Consider the following 18,271-nt stretch of genomic DNA (forward strand, 5'->3'; position numbering starts at 1 on the left):
GACAATAATCTCACCGATTCTCTGCCTTCCTGTCGCAAACCGATGTTTCAGCAAAGCATTTATGACAATTGCCCTTCCCTTCGCCCGCGGAAAACACTATATCAGCCATGCCGGTCTTCGGGCCGGCTATGGCGATAAATGAGCGGTGTAATAAACCTATTGGACCCGGGGGCGGTACCCGGCGCCTCCACCAAAAACCGGCCGGCTAACTGGCGTCAGACCGGCTTTTGATGGGGGCGAAACAGGATCGACAAGGGTGTAAAGATCGACTTTTTGCTCGGCATTGTACCGCCGTTATCGGGCTAAAATTGTAGTTGCAAACGACAACTATGCGGAAGCTCGTCTCGCTGCTTAATCGCGGTGTGACACTTCAAATAAAGTCCTAAGGGGTCGCACTCTTAGGCGGGGTTCGAAGGCACCTGGCAACAGAAGCCTTCACCTTATCCTCCGGTGCTATATTATATATGACGAGGCGATGACTCGCGCATGGGGCTTTCCCGTCGACGTTCGGCGTGGCATAAGCCTTACAAAAAGCATGGGCCAACGAAAGACAGGAAAGCATGGCGCAGGATCATATCCGCTACGACATTTTGGCACAGGACGCCCTGCGTGGAGTCATACGCAAGGTGTTGACCGAGGTTGGCGCCACCGGCCGTTTGCCCGGTGATCATCATTTCTTCATCACCTTTCTGACGGGCGCTCCCGGTGTGCGCATTTCGCAGCACCTGAAGTCGAAGTATCCAGAGCAGATGACCATCGTCATCCAGCATCAGTTCTGGGATATGAAAGTCACGGAGAGCCAGTTCGAGATCGGCCTGTCTTTCTCCGATGTCCCCGAAAAGCTGGTCATCCCCTTCAACGCGGTCCGCGGCTTCTACGATCCTTCCGTCAACTTCGAACTGGAGTTCGACGTGCCGTTGGCCGACGACGAGGAAATCACTTCCAGCGAGATCACCGCCTATCCCGTGACGGCCGAACACGCCGAAGAGCCGGCAGCGGCCAAGGACGGCGAGGAAAAGAAGCCCGGTTCCGTCGTCTCTCTCGACGCATTCCGCAAGAAGCAGTGAGCATGTCGGGGAAGCATCCGCTTCCCCTTTCCACATCGGCAACGGGAAAAGATCGATGAACGCCGAAATCGTCAATCTGCGCCAGTTCCGCAAGAAACAGGCTCGTTCCGAGAAAGAAAAGCAGGCAGAACAGAACCGCATCACGTTCGGCCGCACCAAGACGGAAAAGAACCTGACGAAGGCGCTCAACGACAAGGCCACAAAAGAACACGAGGCCGGCCGCAGGGAGACGCCAGAAACAGACGACTGACTACTGTGCCAGATTTAAAAAACTTCCGAAATCAGTTGCTTACCCGTGCATTTTGAATCACGTTACAAATATCCCACCGTTTCCGATTTTTTTGATCGACCCGCCGATGATCCGTAAACATTCCGCGACGCTGCATGGCCATCGCACGAGCTTTTCTCTTGAGGATGCCTTCTGGACAGAACTGAAGGCAATCGCCAATGTACGCGGCACGTCGCTCGCAGCGCTGATTTCCGAAATCGACGACGGACGCGATGCAGAGAGCAACCTCTCCTCCGCGCTGCGCCTCTATGTTCTCAAGTGGCTGAAAGAACGCAACTAGCGGCACTGCTCCAGATTACGGCATCCGGTTGAAACCAATGCCGCACAAAGCCATGCGCTATTGGGGCCATGCGCTATTGGGCGACACCGGGCAATCCGTTGAAGTTCAATGGCGTTGTCGGCTGCGGCGACTGGCCGTTGAGCGCCGGCAATTGCTGGACCTCGGCTTTGGCACGAGCTTCGGCGGCGGCCTTGGCCTTAGCCTCCTCGTCCGCTTGCTTCTCTGCCGCAGTGCGCCTCATCAAATCGCGCAGCCGGATTTCTTCGGCCCGCCGCTGCTGCTCGATGGCCGCGTCGCGCTGCCGTTGGGCTTCGCGCGCAACGGCCACGTATTTGTAAAGCGAGACCTCGCGCCGGAGCCGCTGCTTTTCGAGGACATTGGCCTGAAGGCGCTCGACGCGCCGGCGCTCGCGCTCGAAAGCGCGCAGCGACAGGAAGCTGGTGACGTCGCTCACGTCCATCGTCCGGCCGGGCGTTGCCAGCGGGCCGGCGAAATCGAGGCGCAAAGCCGGCTCGGCGCCACTCTGCGCCTCGCTTGCGGCATTCAAGTCGATGCCGAGAGAGCCGCGCATGCGCTCATCCGGCAAGCTGATTTCGGCATTGCCGGAGAGCTTCGCCACATCGTTGCCGGCAACGATGTTCGTAGCACGCACGACGCCGGAGGAGATATTGAACGGTATGCTCGTGGCCGGCAGCACCGCCTCGCCATTGTTGAGCAGCGTCTGCACGATCGGCAACACCTTTTCGGCCGTGATATCGCCCTGGATCTGATCCGTCGCCGACAGCAAGGGCGGCAGGACGGACAGATTAAGGCCACGCACATGAGTCTCTCCGAGCTTGACCTCGCCCGAACCACTGGCGTTGGCTGCAAGGTCGCCCATGCTCTTGCCGCTGGCTTCGACATTCATGGCTAGGCCAAAGCGGCCGCTGGCAAGTGGCGCACCGTCACGTTGCCAGGCGACCGCGGCAAGATCGCCGTTGGCGAGGCTGAGCTTCGTTTGCATAAGTCCGGTGCCGTCGGAATTGGCGAGCATCAGGCTGCCATTCAGCGTGCCGCCGTTCCAGCCGCCGGACAGATCGTTCAGCCGCAATTCCTCGCCCTTGTAGGCGACATTGCCGGTGAAATTCGAAATCGGACCGAATATGCCCGGCCATACCTGCTTCGCCGAAAGCTTGATGCCGATATCGAGCCCGCTGAAAGCCGGCAATCCGAGCTTGTCCCTGGTCAGCTTGCCGGTTTTGGCGTCCGTGATCGGGCCATAGATCGCCTCGGCCAGCCAGCCGAGGTCCGCCTTGTCGAGCGCCAATTCCCCGGTCGCCTTTATGTTCGGCGCCTTTCTATCGAAGGTGAGCGCGCCCGACACATTGTTGTCGGCAAACAGCCCCTTCATGCCGGAGAATACGATCTTGTCGGGGCTGACAGCGGCATTGGCCTGGAACTTGACCGGTAAGCCTGTGCCCATCTGCGGGATGCCGATGCCGTTCATGACGAAATAGGGATCGAGATCGGCGCTATCGAGCGATAGTGCGACGTTGCCGTTGAGGAAGCTGTCCGGGCGCACATCGACCTTGCCATTTGCAGTGAACGAGGTCTTATCGGTCGCGAAAGTCAGCGCCGCATCGGCCGGATCTGTGCCGCTGGCAGACACTTTCAAGGTCATGCGGCCATTCGCATCGGCTTCGACCGGCAGCGGATCGAGACCGGCCTGACCGAAGAGGATCGACGTCACGGAATTTTCGAGCGTTCCTTCCAGCGTCGTCTTGCCCTTGCCTCCAAACGCCGCCAGATCGGACATGCGGTAATCGAAATTGACGCGGCTGCCGTTGGACACGCCGGCGAGCGTCACCGTCAACGCATTGTCCTGATCGCCACCGAGCGTCACCGCGCCGCGAAGCGCGGTGTTTCCGTACCAGGCGGCATTGCGCACCAGACGATCCATGACAGGATGATGGGGCAGATGCTGGCGGAGCATTTCGAAGAAGGGGCCGGGATCGGCCGCCTTGAAAGTGATTTCGCCCGATCCCTTATAGCTCGCGGGCGAACCGTCGGCGCGGCCCGTCGCAGTGATCTCCGCGCCGGCGATATTGCGTACCGCAAGCTTGTCAAGCGTCAGTGCGCCATCCGCGATCGAGAACGATGTATCGACATCGTCGGCCGGCACGCCGAAGGCGACGAATTTCGCAGCCTGCAGATGAGCGGTGATCCGGTGATCAAAAAGGGATTCGCCGGCGTCCTGACCGGTGAACAGGCCGGTCAACGCTCTCAGCGCATCGAGATCGAACGCATCGCCGGTAAGATCGACGGCAAGCTTCGGCGCATCCTTGTCGTTCGGCGCCTGGCGATCGAGGCGGCCCTTGAGCGTAGCCGAACCGATGGCGATCTCCAGATTCTCGAAGCGCTGCTCTTCATGCCGCAAGCTGACGTCAGAGGAGAAGCCGGCCTGGTGCAGTTGGCGGATAGACGGATCCACGGATCCCACCAGCCAGGAGGCGAGGCCGGAGGGCTGGCTGGAGGCGACGACGAGATTGCCGATGAAATTCGGCTCGCCCTGCAGCATCAGATTGCCTCGTGCTTCGACCTGCGTGCGCCCAGGCAGCGTGCCGATCGCATGATCGATCTTCCAGCCCGTTCCCGCCGGCTCGAGATCGAGCTGCACGTCGCGAATGGTCGTGTCGCCGGCAACAATCGCGGGCAAACGGAAGGTCGCCTTACCGGGCACTTGCGGCACCGGAATTTCTGCCGCGGTCTCAATCAGGCTGTTCAAACGCTGGCGAGCCGAAACGGCCGGGTTCCGGTTGGTCTTGCCATTGGGACCCTTGCTGTTACCCAGGCGATTGACGTCGATCTGCTGGCCATCGGCGGTCAGCAGAAACTCCGGTTTGGTCCCGGTATCCAGTGTCGCCTCGCCCGTCACCACGTAGGGATCGTCGGCAGCGCCGACTTCCAGCCTATACTCGGGAACGCGAATACGATCGTTGGTCAGCTCGAAACGGCCCTTGATGCGAGGCTGGACTTGCTGGTCGCCAGAATTGCCAGAACGTTTGTCATCGACCCCGGCGTTGAACGAGCCCATGTAGTCCGGTTTGCTGTTGACCAGCTTCAACTCGCCATCGAGATCGACGTTGAGCGGATGCCGGTCGGGCATCAGCCGGGTGCGAACGCGCAAAACGCCGTTGTCATCAGGCTGGCTGCTGGAAATACTGAAGTTACCGTGCTCGCCATCGAGCGCCGCATCGCCTTCGATCCGCCATGGCCCTGCCAGCGATTTCGCCGACATCTCAGCATTGAAACCGGTAATATGCCGGGTGCGGCCGGATTGCTCGTCGATGAACAGGATATCGCCATCGTCCACATGCACGCTTTCGAGCACCACCGACTTGGCGGGAATCTCTGGCTGGCTGCCGCGCATCCAATCCAATGTGCCGTCCTTTGCCAGCCGCAGGTGCACCTTCGGCTTCGACACGCGCATATCGAAGATCAGCGCTTCGCCGGAAAGAAAGGGCGCCAGCTCGGCATCCATGGAGAATTCGGCAATCTGCACCAGAGGCGTACCATCGGCCTCCTGACCAACGCGAACATCATGCAGCGTCACGGAGGGAAAAGGCAGGAGGCGCGCATCGACGGTGCCGTGAACCGTCACCTTCTTGCCGATGATACGGCTCGCCTGATCCTCGAAATTCTTACGAAAATCGGTCCAGTCTATGAAGATCGGAGCGAGCAGCGCCACGAACAGCACTACCACGAGCAATCCACCCAGAAAAACCAGGACCTTACCTAACAATGCGCACCGTCTCCAATCTTCATTCCAAATATACGATAGACCGTAACCTATCGGAGCACATACACCACATCGCCCCGGATACGCACGTTTCTATCCGATCCCATTGCAAAATCGCATCATTTTTCCCGAACGATGCGGCGTGATCTAGCGCATCCTGGCCGCTTTCCATGACAACGGTCAGAAAAGGGTGGCTCAAGCCTAGCGCCATTCACGCGGGTAGCAAGCCAAGATCATGGGAATGCTCCACCTTTCAATGCGTATGGAATATCTTACCAGGGTTGAAAATGGCATCGGGATCGAGCGCTTCCTTGATCTGCCGCATCAAATCGATGGCATCGCCGAGCTCCTGTTCAAGGAATGACATCTTGCCCTGCCCCACGCCATGCTCGCCTGTGCAGGTGCCATCCATGGCCAGTGCACGCGCATTGAGGCGGGCAACGAAAGCCTCGACCGTCGCGATGCCTTCCGAGGTCTTGTCGTCGAACAGGACAAGCACATGGAAATTGCCGTCGCCGGCATGGCCGACGATCGGCGCCAACAATCCATTCGCCTCGATATCGGCCTGGGTCTCCGCGACGCATTCGGCCAGCCGCGATATCGGCACGCAGACGTCCGTCGACAGTGCCGCCAGGTCAGGCGCAAGGGCGCGCGCTGCCCAATAGGCATCATGCCGCGCCTTCCAGAGCTTGTTGCGCTCCTCCGCATTAACAGTCCAAAGGAATTCACCTCCGCCGCACTCGGCTGCGATCTCGGCGAATTGTGCCGATTGCAGCGCAACGGTCTCGTCGGTGCCGTGAAATTCGAGGAAAAGCGTGGGCTTCTCGTCAAAGGTCAGACCGGAATAGCGATTGCAGGCCCGAAGCTGCATTGCATCGAGCAACTCGATACGGGCAACGGGAATGCCCATCTGGATCGTCATGATGACGGCATCGCATGCCGCCTTGATATCGGGAAAGGCGCACGCGCCGCCGGCGATCTTCTGGGGAATTCCCTGCAGGCGCAACGTCACCGACGTCAGCACCCCAAGCGTTCCTTCCGCGCCGACGAACAGCCGGGTCAGATCATAGCCGGCGGACGATTTCTTGGCGCGGTGGGCGGTGCGGATTTCCTCGCCATTAGCGGTAACGACAGTCAATGCCAGCACGTTGTCCTTCATCGTGCCGTAGCGGACCGCATTCGTGCCCGAGGCGCGAGTGGACGCCATGCCGCCGATCGAGGCATTGGCGCCGGGATCTATCGGGAAGAACAGGCCGGTATCACGAAGATAGGTGTTGAGCTCCTCGCGGGTCACGCCTGGCTCGACGGTGCAATCCAGATCCTCGGCATTCACTTCAAGAACCCGGTTCATCCGGCTGAAATCGACGGAAATTCCGCCTTGTGGTGCATTCACCTGTCCTTCCAGCGAAGAGCCCGTGCCGAAGGGGATGACAGGCACCTTATGCTCGGCGCAGACCTTGACGACAGCCTGCACGTCCCCGCGCGTTTCGGCGAAAACCACGCCATCGGGAAGCTGCGCGGGAATATAGGTGGTCGTATGGGCATGCTGGGCGCGGAAACTTTCGCCGGTCTGGAAGCGCTCTCCGAACGTCTGCTTCAGAATGCCGAGAACGGCTGATATCCCCGCCTCGTTGCGTTTTCCCGCCTTAGCATCAGCCAGCACCATCTTCCGAATCTCCCATCGCGAGCGTCAAAGGACGTTAACCTTTTGTCGGTTCTATGGGACATAGATGTGGCGGTGTCCAGCCATGAAAATGATCCACCGTTCTCGTGCCACATCGCCCCTTGCTTCTATTGCATGAGTGCCCGTTTGCGGCGCCCCGGATAGACACGTGCAAAGAAACGTCGCGACCTTAAAATGCGTATTTTTTAGGCAAGCGCCGGCAAACTATCCATCGAAGACGAACCCCTCTCGCGAGGACACCGGCAGCCGCCTGAGATGAACGTCGTGCCGGCGACTGGCATGGGTCTTGCCTTTTGCCCTCCAGCTTTCACATAGCCCGATTGGAAGGACACTCGATGAAGCGCAGACAATTGCTCATGGCACTCGGCATCGCGATGCTCGCGATGGGATCGCTTTCCGCCCCCCACACAGCCCGGGCGGATGCCTTGAGCGACATAGCATCGCGCGGCACGCTCCGCGTCGCCGTTCCACAGGACTTTCCGCCTTTCGGCAGCGTCGGCACGGATATGGCGCCGATGGGTTATGACATCGACATGGCCAACCTGATCGGCGAAAAACTTGGCGTGAAGACCGAGCTCGTGCCGGTCACCAGCGCCAACCGCATTCCCTACCTGCAGACGAACAAGGTCGATCTGGTGATTTCAAGCCTCGGCAAGAATGCCGAACGCCAGGCCGTCATCGATTTCTCCGACGCCTACGCGCCGTTCTTCAACGGGATCTTCGGCCCCGCCGACATTGCCGCCACCAAGCCGGAGGACCTTTCCGGCAAGACGATCGGCGTCACTCGTGGCGCGATCGAGGATCTGGCGCTGACGAAGGTCGCGCCGCAGGACGCGACGATCAAGCGCTATGAAGACAATAACGGCACCATCTCCGCCTTCCTCTCCGGCCAGGTGCAATTGATCGCGACGGGCAACGTCGTCGCGGCGGCAATCCTCGCCAAGAACCCGCCGAAAAAGCCCGAGATGAAATTCCTCATCACCAACTCCCCCTGCTACATCGGCTTCAACAAGAGCGAGCCGGCCCTGCAGAAAAAGGTCGATGAGGTCATCGCCGCCGCCAAGGCCGATGGGACGCTGAACAAGATATCGCAGAAGTGGCTCGGTGCCGATCTTCCCGCCGGCTTCTGATCAACGCACGACGGACCGCACCACTGGCTGGCGGCGCGGTCCGTCCGAGCGAGGTATCTTCCCATGCGCTATCATTTCGACTTCGGCTGGCTCGCCGAATATTACCCTGTCCTGATCAAGGGTATCCTTGTCACTCTGGAGCTGACCCTGATCGGCGCCGTGCTTGGCATCATCCTCGGCATCGCCTGCGCCTGGGCGCGCGCGCTCGGCCCACGCTGGCTCAAGCCCGTGGTTGCAACCTATGTCGAGCTGATCCGCAACACGCCTTTCCTGATCCAGCTCTTCTTCATCTTCTTCGGCCTGCCCGGCATCGGCGTCCAGATGAACGAGATGACCGCAGCCAACCTCGCCATGGTCATCAATCTCGGCGCCTATAGCTGCGAGATCATCCGCGCCGGCATACAGGCAACGCCGCGTGGCCAGTTCGAAGCCGGCGCGAGCCTCGCGATGACGCCGTTCGAGACCTTCCGCCATGTCGTTCTCGTGCCGTCCCTGCAACGCATCTGGCCGGCGCTATCGTCGCAGGTCGTCATCGTCATGCTCGGTTCATCGGTCGTCTCGCAAATCGCGGCAGAGGATCTGACCTTCGCGGCAAACTTCATCCAGTCACGCTCGTTCCGCGCCTTCGAAGCCTATTTCGTGTCCACGGCGATCTATCTGGGGCTGGCGATCCTGCTCCGACAGACGCTCGCGGGCGTGGGCGCATTGATCTTTCCACGCAGGGCCAGCCGATGATCCAGTTCACCACATGGGATATTCTCCGCGGCCTGCTGTTGGCCACGCGCTGGACGATACTTCTGTCGCTGGTCTCCTTTGCCGGCGGCGCCATCGTCGGCGCGATCCTGCTGTTCCTTCGCATCGGCAAGCGCAAGGCCGGTCGCATCGCCGTCAAATACTTCGTCGAGCTGTTTCAGGGCACACCGCTGCTGATGCAGCTCTTCCTCGCCTTCTTCGGCCTTGGCCTCTTCGGCATCGACGTGCCGGCTTGGCTGGCCGCCGGCGCAGCGCTGACCCTCTGGTCGTCCGCCTTCCTCACCGAGATCTGGCGCGGCTGCGTCGAGGCCGTCGCCAAGGGGCAATGGGAAGCCTCCGCCAGCCTCGGCATGGGCTATATCCAGCAGATGCGCTATGTCATCCTGCCACAGGCGCTGCGCATCGCCGTGCCGCCGACGGTCGGCTTCTCCGTGCAAGTCGTCAAGGGCACGGCGCTGACCTCGATCATCGGCTTCGTCGAGCTGTCAAAGGCCGGCACCGTCATCACCAACGCGACCTTCCAGCCATTCACCGTCTATGGCTTCGTCGCTCTCATCTATTTTGCCCTCTGCTGGCCGCTGTCGAAAAGCAGCCAGATCCTGGAAAGGAAGCTCAATGTCGCTCATCGAGGTCACTGAAGTCCGCAAAAGCTTTGGCAGCAACGAAGTCCTGAAAGGCATCAACCTCGATGTCGAGCCGGGCGAAGTCATCGCCATCATCGGCAAGAGTGGTTCGGGCAAATCGACGCTGCTGCGCTGTATCAACGGGTTGGAGACAATCAACGACGGCTCGATCTCTGTTGCAGGCGCGCAGCTTCTGCCAGATGACCTGCATCTGAAAGCATTACGTCTGAAGGTCGGCATGATCTTTCAGCAGTTCAATCTGTTCCCGCATCTAAGTGCCGGACGCAACGTCATGCTGTCGCAGATGGTCGTCAAGAAGATCGCCAAGGCCGAAGCCGAAACCATGGCACGCCGCATGCTCGATCGCGTCGGTCTTGGGCACAAGTTCGACGCCTTTCCGGACGAGCTCTCCGGCGGCCAGCAGCAGCGCGTCGCCATTGCCAGGGCGCTCGCCATGCAGCCGATCGCGCTTCTCTGTGATGAGATCACCTCGGCCCTCGACCCGGAGCTTGTGGCTGAGGTTCTCGCCGTCGTGCGCGAGCTGGCAAGCGAAGGAATGACGCTGCTGATGGTGACGCACGAAATGAAATTCGCCCGCGACGTCTGCTCCCGCGTCGTCTTCATGCACCAGGGCCGAGTGCATGAGATCGGCCCGCCGGGCGAAGTCTTCGCCAACCCGCAGACACCGGAGCTCAAGCAGTTCCTCGGATTTCACTGAGGGCCGGTCAGCCTCGCTGTCCGGCTCCCCGCACCATGCTGCCCCATGCGCCCGGTGCGATGCCGAAGGCTTTCTTGAAATGCCGCGTCAGATGGCTCTGATCGGCAAAACCGGTCGCGGCGGCAACCTCGGCGATCGACTCGCCGTTGCCGATCATCACCTTCGCCTGCTGCAGCCGCCGCATCAGCAGGAAGCGGTGCGGACTGGTCGCGAAGGCGGCGCGGAAATGCCGCGCGAGCGCAAAACGGTCGAGGCCGGTGATGCGCTCGAGTTCCTGTGAACGCACGTCGCGCGTGACATGCGCCTCGAGATAGTCCCGCGCTGCCTTCGCCTGCCCCCAGGCGATGCTGCCCAACGGCCTCTGTGGCAAGCGCGCATGCTGCACGAGGCCGTCAGCAAGGCGGGAGACGAAATCGTCGACAAAGAGCTCATCCAGTTCGCGATCGAGCTCGCCGAGTGCCGCCAGCAGCAGACCGGCAAGGCGGTTGTCCTCAATGACGGGTTCGTCGACGAAGGGCAGCCCGATACGGGCAGCCGCCAGGCATTGAAACAGCACGGAAGGCTCCAGATAGAGCATGCGGTAGACGAGGCCGTCATCGGTTGCAGCACCGCCATCATGCAGTTCGTCCGGATGGAGGACGATCACCCGCCCCGGCAGGCTATTGCGCTGCTCGCCACGATAACGAAAGGTCTGCACGCCGCGCATGGTGACACCAAGCGCATAGGTATCGTGCCGATGCAGTTCGAAGGCATCGCCGCGAAACTGTGCCTGGATGCGCTCGATACCCGGATAGGGGGGCGCCGACAGGATGCGGTTCGCCTCCGGCGTCACGCACAAACGTTCAAGACGCTCGAAGGTCTCTACGGCTACATCCCCGCGCAATGTCCCATGTCCAGACTGCATGAAAGTGACCACCAATGTTCGATACCAAAATCGCCATCGTTCTGCGAAACGATCTTCAATCCTGGCAAAAGCTGAATGTGACCGCGTTCCTGACAAGCGGCATTGCCGGACAAAGTCCGGAAATCATCGGCGAACCCTATCGCGATCGTGCCGGCAACGTCTACAACGCATTATCGATCCAGCCGATCATCGTCCTCTCGGCCAATGAAGACAGCATCGCGACCATCCATCGCCGCTCGCTGGAACGCGGCGTCACTTCTTCGCTATTCATCGAGGAGATGTTCGCGACCGGTCACGACGTCGCCAATCGCGCCGTTTTCTCCGAATTCGCTCCTGAAGATGCCAAGGTCGTCGGCATCGCGATCCGCGCCGACAAGAAGATCGTCGACAAGATCACCAAGGGAGCAAGCATGCACGCGTGATAAAAGCGCGCAAGAAAAACGGCCGGATCGTGAGACCCGGCCGCACTGATTGAAAAGACTCAGCCGTTTTGGGTGATCGGTGCGATCTGGATCTCGACACGGCGGTTCTGGGCGCGGCCAGCTTCGTTTGCATTGGACGCGACCGGCTGCGACGGGCCGAAGCCGATGGCAGACATGCGGCGCTGGTCGATGCCCTGGCTGCCGAGGTAGGAGGCAACCGAGCCGGCACGGCGCTCGGACAGATCCTGGTTGTGCTGCAGGCTGCCGGTCGAATCCGTGTGGCCGTTGACGTCGATCAGCGTACGATTGAACTTGCGCAGGACGATGGCGACGGAATTGAGGGTCGCAAAGAACTCCGGCTTGATCGCATCCTGGTCGACATCGAAGGTGATCGCCGACGGCATGTTCAGGATGATGCGGTCACCCGCGCGGGTAACCGAAACCCCGGTGCCCTGCAGCTGCGCGCGCAGCTCCGATTCCTGCTGATCCATATAGTTGCCAATGCCGGCACCTGCGAGCGCACCGACGCCGGCGCCGATCAGCGCGGCATTGCGGCGCGAAGCCGGGGAATGACCGATGAGAAGACCGGCAACCGCACCGACGCCGGCACCGAGTGCTGCACCGCCCGCCGTATTGGACACCTTCTGCTCGCCCGTATAGGGGTCAGTCGTGGTGCATGCATTCAAAAAACCTGCCGCTAGGGCAAGGATGGCAATTTTCTTGATCATAGAATCGTCGCTCTCCGGTTCGATGGCCGCAGCAGATATGAAGCATTGCGGCAATATGATGAAGAGAAATCTTATCCGGACCTTTGTCCCCTGTGCATAGCGCAAAGGCACAGCTTTTGCGGAAACCAATCGCCGCCCGCGATCTGCGGGGCTGATATCAACCCGTTTCACCCCGCTGCGGCGTAGGCCCGACAGTCAGAGATTCTGGAAGAGCTGCAAAACCGTATTGTAGCTCGCATTGGCGATCGAAAGCGATTGCAGCCCGAGCTGCTGCTGGGTCTGCAACGCCAATACCTTGCTCGACTGCTGTTCCATATTGGCATCCACGAGCTTGCCGACGCCGCTCGTCAACGAATCGCTGAGATTGCCGGCGAACTGGCTCTGAAGGTTGATGCGTGTCTCCAGGGAGCCGAAGGCCGAGCCGATCGTATTGAGCTGCTGCAACATCGCCGTAACGGTATTGACCATATCGACGATAGCGCCCTTCGTCGTATTCGCATCGAGTGAAATTTCCACCTGGCCGCTCGTGTCGCCATTCTTGCTGTCGATCAGTACATAGTTCTTCGCTGCCCCGGCATCCGTCGCAAAGGCCGTCGAGGTCAGCACGCCGTAGCCGCCGGTTCCACTCGACTGATCATCGATCAGGTATCGCGCATCCGCTGGTACGATGGTGCCTCCCGTCGATGCCACGCCCTCGTAGTTCAGCATGCCGATCGAAATGCTTCCGTTGGTGTGGCGGATGAGAGAGCCCGGCACCTGGTGCGGCTCTGTCGGGTCTTCGCCGTCCTGCAATACGATCCAGTTGACGCCGTTGAAGCTTGCCGACTCCCCGACGCTGCGAAGCTGCTGCTTGAGTTCGGTAATCTCGTCATTGAGCTTCGTCTTGTCGACGCTCGTCTCAAAGGCGCTGACAAGCTTCGTTCGGATCTGCGTCACGATGTCGATTGCACTGCTGACGCCCGTGGAGGCGGTGCTGACCGTGGATGCGGCAAGGCCAAGCGCGTCATGCACCGCCGAAATGGCGCCGACATCGGTGCGCGTCAGAGTCGAAATTTTCCAGTATGTAGCGTCGTCCTTCACCGTCTGCACACGCAGACCGGACGACATCTGCCGTTCGGCATTGTTCAGTTTGACCTGGGTGTCCCTCAGCACTTCCAGCGCTGTATTCACAGAGGGACTGACCCTGATGAAAGTCGAAAAAATACTCACGGCACACGAACTCCGGACGCAACAATACGCAACAAATACAATGAGACATTGGAACCTTGCCGCGGGCGCTCATGCGCGCGGGCCGAGAGTGTCGGCAAACGGGAAGCCAGGCAAAAACAACACCTGAATTCCGGCGGTTACAGGTCACTATCATTAGCAAACATGCTTAATAAACAGCTAATCGTAACGCATGATTTGCCATAAATAAGCGCAGAAGCTGCAGCGGGCGCAACTCACCCGTGCTCGACTTTCATTCCGCAGCCCGGAGATCGGCCAGCTTCGCGCGGAGCGCCGCGTCCGACATTTCCTCATGCAGGCGTTGCTCCTCATGTGTCTGCGGCTTGGCGAAGCGGGCAATAAGGAGATAGGCGACGGGCGTGATGTAAAGCGTCACCAGGGTTGCGAAACCAAGCCCGCCGACGATCACCCAGCCCAGTGCTATGCGCGCTTCCGCACCCGCGCCTTCGGCAAACACCAGCGGCACGCCACCGAGGATGGTCGCAATCATGGTCATCATGACGGGACGTAGGCGGAGCGCGCAGGCCTTTTCGATTGCTTCGCGCACGCCCTCGCCCTTGTCGCGAAGCTGGTTGGCGAATTCCACGATCAGTATCCCGTTCTTCGCCATCACGCCGACAAGCAGCACCAGCCCAATCTGGCTGTAGATGTTGAGGCTCGAACCGGTGATGACAAGCGCGAAAACGGCACAGGCAAGGCCAAGCGGCACCGTGGACATGATGATCAGCGACGACAGCACGCTTTCGAACTGCGCAGCAAGCACCAGGAAGATGATGACGATGGCAAAGCCGAAGGTCAGCGCCATGCCGCTGGAATTCTCCTCCAGCGTTGCCGCTTCCGCCAACGGCATCAACCGCGCGCCAGGCGGCAATAGCGGTGCCGCGATCCTGGTCACCTCCTCGACGGCTTGGCCGAGCGACATGCCGTTCTTGAGGCCGGCGGTGATCGCAACCGACGCAAGCTGCTGCTCGCGGGTCAGCTGCGGCGCAACAGCATTCTCCTTCAAGGATGCGATAACCGACATCGGCACGATCTTGCCGTCGCCGGTCTTCAAATAGACGTTCTCAAGATCGGTCGGATCGTCGATCGGGCGCATCGTCGAGGTCAGCAGCACCGGATAGGACTCGCCGGCGACGAAGACATCGACCACGGAACGCCCTTCAAGCAGCGACTGCAGCGCGACCGAAAGACCTGTAATATCGACCCCGAGATCGGAAGCGCGCTCGCGATCGATGGCGACGGAAACCTGGGCCTGGGTCGGTTCGTTGTTAAGACGCGGCGTGTCGAACTGGCCCGTTGCATCGAGCGCCTGCACCAGTTTCAGTGCCGATTCGGTCAGCGCCTCATGATTATTGCCGATAAGCGCCATCTGCACGCCACTGCCGGCGCCGCGAATGCGCAGGCTGTTGGCCTGAATAACGTTGCCGCGCAGGGCCGGCACATTTGCCGTGGCGCGGTTGATGTCGGAAACGATGTCCTGCTGCGTGCGATGACGTTCGCTCCATGGCGCCAGGGTCAGCACCATGAAACCGCTATTCTTCTGGCCGTTCATGCCGGAGATTGCGTAGATATTGCGGATATCGCCGCTATCCATCAGCGGCTGCAGCCGCTCCTCGACGCGCTGCAATTGATCCTTCGTGTAATCGAGACCCGCCCCCTGCGGCGTGGTCAGGCGAAGCATGACCATGGCCCGGTCTTCGTTTGGCGTCAGTTCGCTTTTGACATTCATGAATGCCAAGAGGGCGGCAGCCGAGAACAGGGCGCAGAAGACGATGACCACAAGCGGTCCATTGAGACAGGCCCGCAGCGTCCGACGATAGACGGTGGCAAACAGCTCGCCGAAACGGCCGAGCATGCCGTGATCCTCGCGCATCTCCTTGGTGAGCATGCGCGACGCGAGCATGGGGCAAAGCGTCAATGCCACGATCGACGACAGGCCGACGGAGAAGGCAAGCACGAAGCCGAACTCGCGGAACAGGCCGCCCACCTGCCCCGGCAGGAACGACAGCGGAATGAACACCGCAGCAAGCGTGGCCGTCGTCGCAATGACGGCGAAGAAGACTTCGCGCGTGCCGAGCACGGCGGCGGCCCGCGGCCCGATTTTCTCGGCCCTGCGACGGACGATGTTTTCCAGCACGACGATGGCGTCGTCGACCACGAGGCCGGTGGCAAGCACGATCGCCAGCAGCGTCAGGATATTGACCGAGAAACCGACCATGTAGAGCGCGGCGAGCGTACCCGTCAGCGCCACCGGCATGGTGACGACCGGGATCAACGTTGCCCGCCAGTCTCTCAGGAAGAGGTAGATAACGACGGTGACGATCAGCGCGGAAAGGATGAGCGCCAGCACGACCTCGTGGATCGCTCCCTGAATGAACACGGCATCGTCGCTGGTGATGACGATACGCGTCCCCTCGGGCAGTGACTTCGAAAGTTGCGCGACAACAGACTTCACGCCTTCCGAGATATTGAGCGTATTCGACTGCGCCTGACGAATAATGCCGAGGCCGATCCCCTGCACGCCGTTGGAGCGCAGCGCGGTCGTCCCGTCGCGCGGACCGAGCGTTACGGTAGCGACATCGGAAAGCCGCACACGGTCCTTGACCATCAGCCGCGCAAAATCCTCCGGCGTCTGCAGCGCAGCCGTAGCGCGCACGACTATATCCTGACGGGCGCTTTTCAGCGACCCCGCCGGCACGTCGAGCGCGGCCGTCGCAAGCGCGGTCGTCAGATCGCCGATCGTCAATCCTCGCCCCGCCAGCGCTGCCTGATCGACATCGATCCGGAAGACTTTCTCCTGATCGCCGTAAAGCTCGACATCGGCAACGCCTTCGACCGAAGCCAGCCGGTCGGTAATCTCCTTGTCGACGAGCTGCGTCAGGTCGTCCATCGTCAACGTGCTGGAGGTTACGGCAAGGCGCATGATCGGCTGCGAATCCGAATCCGCCTTGACGATCTGCGGCGCATCGGCCTGATCGGGCAATTGCTCGGTGATGCGGCCGATGGCATCGCGGACGTCGTTGGCGGCGACCGAGAGATCCGTGGCGTCGGAGAACTCCAGCGTCACCCTGCTCTGTCCGAAGGACGAGCTGGAGGAGACCGATTTCAGACCGCTGACGCGAGCGACAGCACCTTCGATGACCTTGGTCAGCTCCTGATCCACCGTCTGCGGCGACGCGCCGTCGAATACGGTTCGCACCGTGACGACGGGACGGTCGACATCCGGCAGCTCACGCACCTCGACGCCGACATAAGCGGCAAGGCCGGCAACGACCAACAGCGTATTGAAAACCAGCGCCAGAATCGGCCGGCGCACGAAAAGCGCGGTGAAGGACTGCTTGCCCGAACCCGCGCCGGCTTCCTTCATCTCATCGCCCTGCCCCGTCATTGCGTGATGACCTCCGAGGCCTGGGCGACATCGCGCGCAAACCGAACGTCGCCGCCTTCGGTCACACGCTGCAATCCTTCGATGACGATGAGATCGCCATCGCGAAGATCACCCTTGACCAAGACGGCATCCGGATTGCGCTGCACGATGCTGACACGCACCTTCGACGACTTGCCGTCGGCAACGCGCCATACATGCGCGCCCTCTCCGTCCCACTGCACCGCAAGCGGATCGACGGAGGGATAGGTTTCGCCGGAGAAGCGCATGCCGACATTGAAGGACATGCCGGCCCGCAGCTCATCGGCGGCGTTGTCGATGCGGGCGCGCACGCGCAAGGTCCGGCTGGCGCCATCGATACGATTGTCCACCGCCTCGACCACACCGGTGAAGACGCGCCCCGGCAGCGCAACCGATGTCGCTTCCGCCGGTTGATCGACCTTGACCGTATTGGCGAAGCGTTCCGGCACCCAATAGTCCACCAGGATCTCGGAGCGGTCGTCCAGTGTCACGATGCTGGTCGTCGTCGTCACGTTGTCGCCGACGACAACCGGCACGATCCCGACGATGCCGTCGATCGGCGCAACGATATCGCGGCGCTTCAAGGCGAGTTCCGCCGATTGCAGCGCGAGCTTGGCGCCCTGCTCGACGATCTCCGCATCGAAGACATCCATGCGCGACACGCTGGACTTGATATTGCGATAGAGTTGGGATTTCTCGGATGCGCTCCTCAGCGCTACTTCCGCCTGGCCGCGAGCGATGACCTGCTCGTCATCGTCGAGGCGGGCCAACACCTGTCCCTGCTTTATCCGATCACCGGACTTGATGAGGATTTCCCGGATCGTGCCGGCTGCCTGCGGCATGACGACGACCGAACGGATGGCGTCGCCTGTACCGATGGCGCTGAGGCGGTCATTGATGATGCCGCCGACCACCGGCTCCGTAACGACGAGCGGCACATTCTGGCCGCGGCGTGCACCGCCATTGGCAGCACTAGCCTGCTTCTCGCCATTGTCGCTCTTGCCGGGCGCAACAACCGCCACCACGGCTTCCGGAACGCCAGCTCCCTGCAACAGGCCGGCTGCGCCCGGCACGAAGGCCACGGCGGCGGCAAGACCCGCCACCAGCAAGAAAAAACACAAGGAAAGCTGCTTCCAGGCGGTCATGCACGTCTCCGGCTCGTTGTGTCAGAGGCGATGAAATCGCGTCGTCGGTTTGGCATGGCCTCGTCGCGTCAAGCGCGCTTGCCGAGGCCAAGTTCGGGTTGGCTTCATAACGCACGA

General features: G+C 60.8%; 15 protein-coding genes and 1 other RNA gene. 9 read left to right on the plus strand and 7 right to left on the minus strand.

The genetic code is table 11. The annotated features are described in order from the left end of the window. Positions 1-70: 70 nt before the first annotated feature. From ssrA to FHT28_RS18045, 4 genes are all read left to right on the plus strand, one after another. Positions 71-440: a transfer-messenger RNA gene (ssrA, locus tag FHT28_RS18030) on the plus strand. 120 nt (positions 441-560) lie between these two features. Then, entirely contained in the window at positions 561-1,067 is a 507-nt protein-coding gene (locus FHT28_RS18035; RefSeq protein ID WP_037202684.1) for an SspB family protein, read from the plus strand. A gap of 55 nt (positions 1,068-1,122) precedes the next feature. Next, positions 1,123-1,317 (plus strand): DUF4169 family protein, encoded by a 195-nt coding sequence (locus FHT28_RS18040; protein WP_037202685.1) that lies wholly within the window; start codon positions 1,123-1,125, stop codon positions 1,315-1,317. A 106-nt stretch (positions 1,318-1,423) separates the two neighbouring features. After that, the gene (locus tag FHT28_RS18045; RefSeq protein WP_037202875.1) at positions 1,424-1,636 is read left to right on the plus strand and encodes a ribbon-helix-helix domain-containing protein; all 213 of its coding nucleotides are present in this window, start codon (positions 1,424-1,426) and stop codon (positions 1,634-1,636) included. Positions 1,637-1,709: 73 nt separating this feature from the next. Here the strand turns inward: FHT28_RS18045 and FHT28_RS18050 are convergent, their stop codons facing one another. Both FHT28_RS18050 and FHT28_RS18055 read right to left on the minus strand, forming a co-directional pair. Next, positions 1,710-5,417 (minus strand): AsmA family protein, encoded by a 3,708-nt coding sequence (locus FHT28_RS18050; RefSeq protein ID WP_168596954.1) that lies wholly within the window; start codon positions 5,415-5,417, stop codon positions 1,710-1,712. Positions 5,418-5,667: 250 nt separating this feature from the next. Next, positions 5,668-7,080, minus strand: coding sequence for an FAD-linked oxidase C-terminal domain-containing protein (locus tag FHT28_RS18055; protein WP_168596955.1), 1,413 nt, complete (start codon positions 7,078-7,080; stop codon positions 5,668-5,670). A gap of 374 nt (positions 7,081-7,454) precedes the next feature. On the opposite strand from FHT28_RS18055, the gene FHT28_RS18060 reads away from it, so the two are divergent. The 4 genes from FHT28_RS18060 (at position 7,455) to FHT28_RS18075 (ending at position 10,322) form a co-directional block, all read left to right on the plus strand. Further along, positions 7,455-8,228: a transporter substrate-binding domain-containing protein gene (locus FHT28_RS18060; RefSeq protein ID WP_246704893.1), complete on the plus strand. Its 774-nt coding sequence runs from the start codon at positions 7,455-7,457 to the stop codon at positions 8,226-8,228. Between the two features lie 63 nt (positions 8,229-8,291). Next, on the plus strand, positions 8,292-8,963 hold the full coding sequence (locus tag FHT28_RS18065; protein ID WP_037202689.1) for an amino acid ABC transporter permease: 672 nt from the start codon (positions 8,292-8,294) through the stop codon (positions 8,961-8,963). Continuing rightward, a complete protein-coding gene (locus tag FHT28_RS18070; protein WP_037202690.1) occupies positions 8,960-9,619 on the plus strand; it encodes an amino acid ABC transporter permease in 660 nt (219 codons plus the stop codon). Before FHT28_RS18065 ends, FHT28_RS18070 begins: the two co-directional genes overlap by 4 nt. Next, positions 9,597-10,322: an amino acid ABC transporter ATP-binding protein gene (locus tag FHT28_RS18075; RefSeq protein WP_037202691.1), complete on the plus strand. Its 726-nt coding sequence runs from the start codon at positions 9,597-9,599 to the stop codon at positions 10,320-10,322. The genes FHT28_RS18070 and FHT28_RS18075 overlap by 23 nt, the downstream gene beginning before the upstream one ends. A 7-nt stretch (positions 10,323-10,329) precedes the next feature. Here FHT28_RS18075 and FHT28_RS18080 read toward each other — a convergent pair whose 3' ends face one another. Next, a complete protein-coding gene (locus FHT28_RS18080) occupies positions 10,330-11,205 on the minus strand; it encodes an AraC family transcriptional regulator (RefSeq protein WP_092574197.1) in 876 nt (291 codons plus the stop codon). Positions 11,206-11,240: 35 nt separating this feature from the next. On the opposite strand from FHT28_RS18080, the gene FHT28_RS18085 reads away from it, so the two are divergent. Next, positions 11,241-11,648 (plus strand): DUF2000 family protein, encoded by a 408-nt coding sequence (locus FHT28_RS18085; RefSeq protein ID WP_037202692.1) that lies wholly within the window; start codon positions 11,241-11,243, stop codon positions 11,646-11,648. Positions 11,649-11,707: 59 nt separating this feature from the next. On the opposite strand, the gene FHT28_RS18090 is transcribed toward FHT28_RS18085, so the two are convergent. The 4 genes from FHT28_RS18090 to FHT28_RS18105 form a co-directional block, all read right to left on the minus strand. Further along, the gene (locus FHT28_RS18090; protein ID WP_037202877.1) at positions 11,708-12,376 is read right to left on the minus strand and encodes an OmpA family protein; all 669 of its coding nucleotides are present in this window, start codon (positions 12,374-12,376) and stop codon (positions 11,708-11,710) included. Positions 12,377-12,571: 195 nt separating this feature from the next. Then, positions 12,572-13,585, minus strand: a complete 1,014-nt coding sequence (locus tag FHT28_RS18095) for a flagellin (RefSeq protein ID WP_052212365.1) — start codon at positions 13,583-13,585, stop codon at positions 12,572-12,574. A gap of 250 nt (positions 13,586-13,835) precedes the next feature. After that, positions 13,836-16,970 (minus strand): efflux RND transporter permease subunit, encoded by a 3,135-nt coding sequence (locus FHT28_RS18100; protein WP_168597004.1) that lies wholly within the window; start codon positions 16,968-16,970, stop codon positions 13,836-13,838. 17 nt (positions 16,971-16,987) lie between these two features. Then, complete coding sequence (locus tag FHT28_RS18105) at positions 16,988-18,154, minus strand: efflux RND transporter periplasmic adaptor subunit (RefSeq protein WP_168596957.1); 1,167 nt, start codon at positions 18,152-18,154, stop codon at positions 16,988-16,990. Positions 18,155-18,271 lie beyond the last annotated feature (117 nt).

The sequence above is a fragment of the Rhizobium sp. SG570 genome (assembly GCF_012275345.1).
GTDB lineage: Bacteria > Pseudomonadota > Alphaproteobacteria > Rhizobiales > Rhizobiaceae > Rhizobium > Rhizobium lusitanum.

Coding starts and splice junctions, on each gene's coding strand:
- FHT28_RS18035 (WP_037202684.1), top strand. CDS start 561: ATGGCGCAGGATCATATCCGCTACGACATTTTGGCACAGGACGCCCTG.
- FHT28_RS18040 (WP_037202685.1), top strand. CDS start 1,123: ATGAACGCCGAAATCGTCAATCTGCGCCAGTTCCGCAAGAAACAGGCT.
- FHT28_RS18045 (WP_037202875.1), top strand. CDS start 1,424: ATGATCCGTAAACATTCCGCGACGCTGCATGGCCATCGCACGAGCTTT.
- FHT28_RS18055 (WP_168596955.1), bottom strand. CDS start 7,080: ATGGTGCTGGCTGATGCTAAGGCGGGAAAACGCAACGAGGCGGGGATA.
- FHT28_RS18060 (WP_246704893.1), top strand. CDS start 7,455: ATGGCACTCGGCATCGCGATGCTCGCGATGGGATCGCTTTCCGCCCCC.
- FHT28_RS18065 (WP_037202689.1), top strand. CDS start 8,292: ATGCGCTATCATTTCGACTTCGGCTGGCTCGCCGAATATTACCCTGTC.
- FHT28_RS18070 (WP_037202690.1), top strand. CDS start 8,960: ATGATCCAGTTCACCACATGGGATATTCTCCGCGGCCTGCTGTTGGCC.
- FHT28_RS18075 (WP_037202691.1), top strand. CDS start 9,597: ATGTCGCTCATCGAGGTCACTGAAGTCCGCAAAAGCTTTGGCAGCAAC.
- FHT28_RS18085 (WP_037202692.1), top strand. CDS start 11,241: ATGTTCGATACCAAAATCGCCATCGTTCTGCGAAACGATCTTCAATCC.
- FHT28_RS18090 (WP_037202877.1), bottom strand. CDS start 12,376: ATGATCAAGAAAATTGCCATCCTTGCCCTAGCGGCAGGTTTTTTGAAT.
- FHT28_RS18100 (WP_168597004.1), bottom strand. CDS start 16,970: ATGAAGGAAGCCGGCGCGGGTTCGGGCAAGCAGTCCTTCACCGCGCTT.
- FHT28_RS18105 (WP_168596957.1), bottom strand. CDS start 18,154: ATGACCGCCTGGAAGCAGCTTTCCTTGTGTTTTTTCTTGCTGGTGGCG.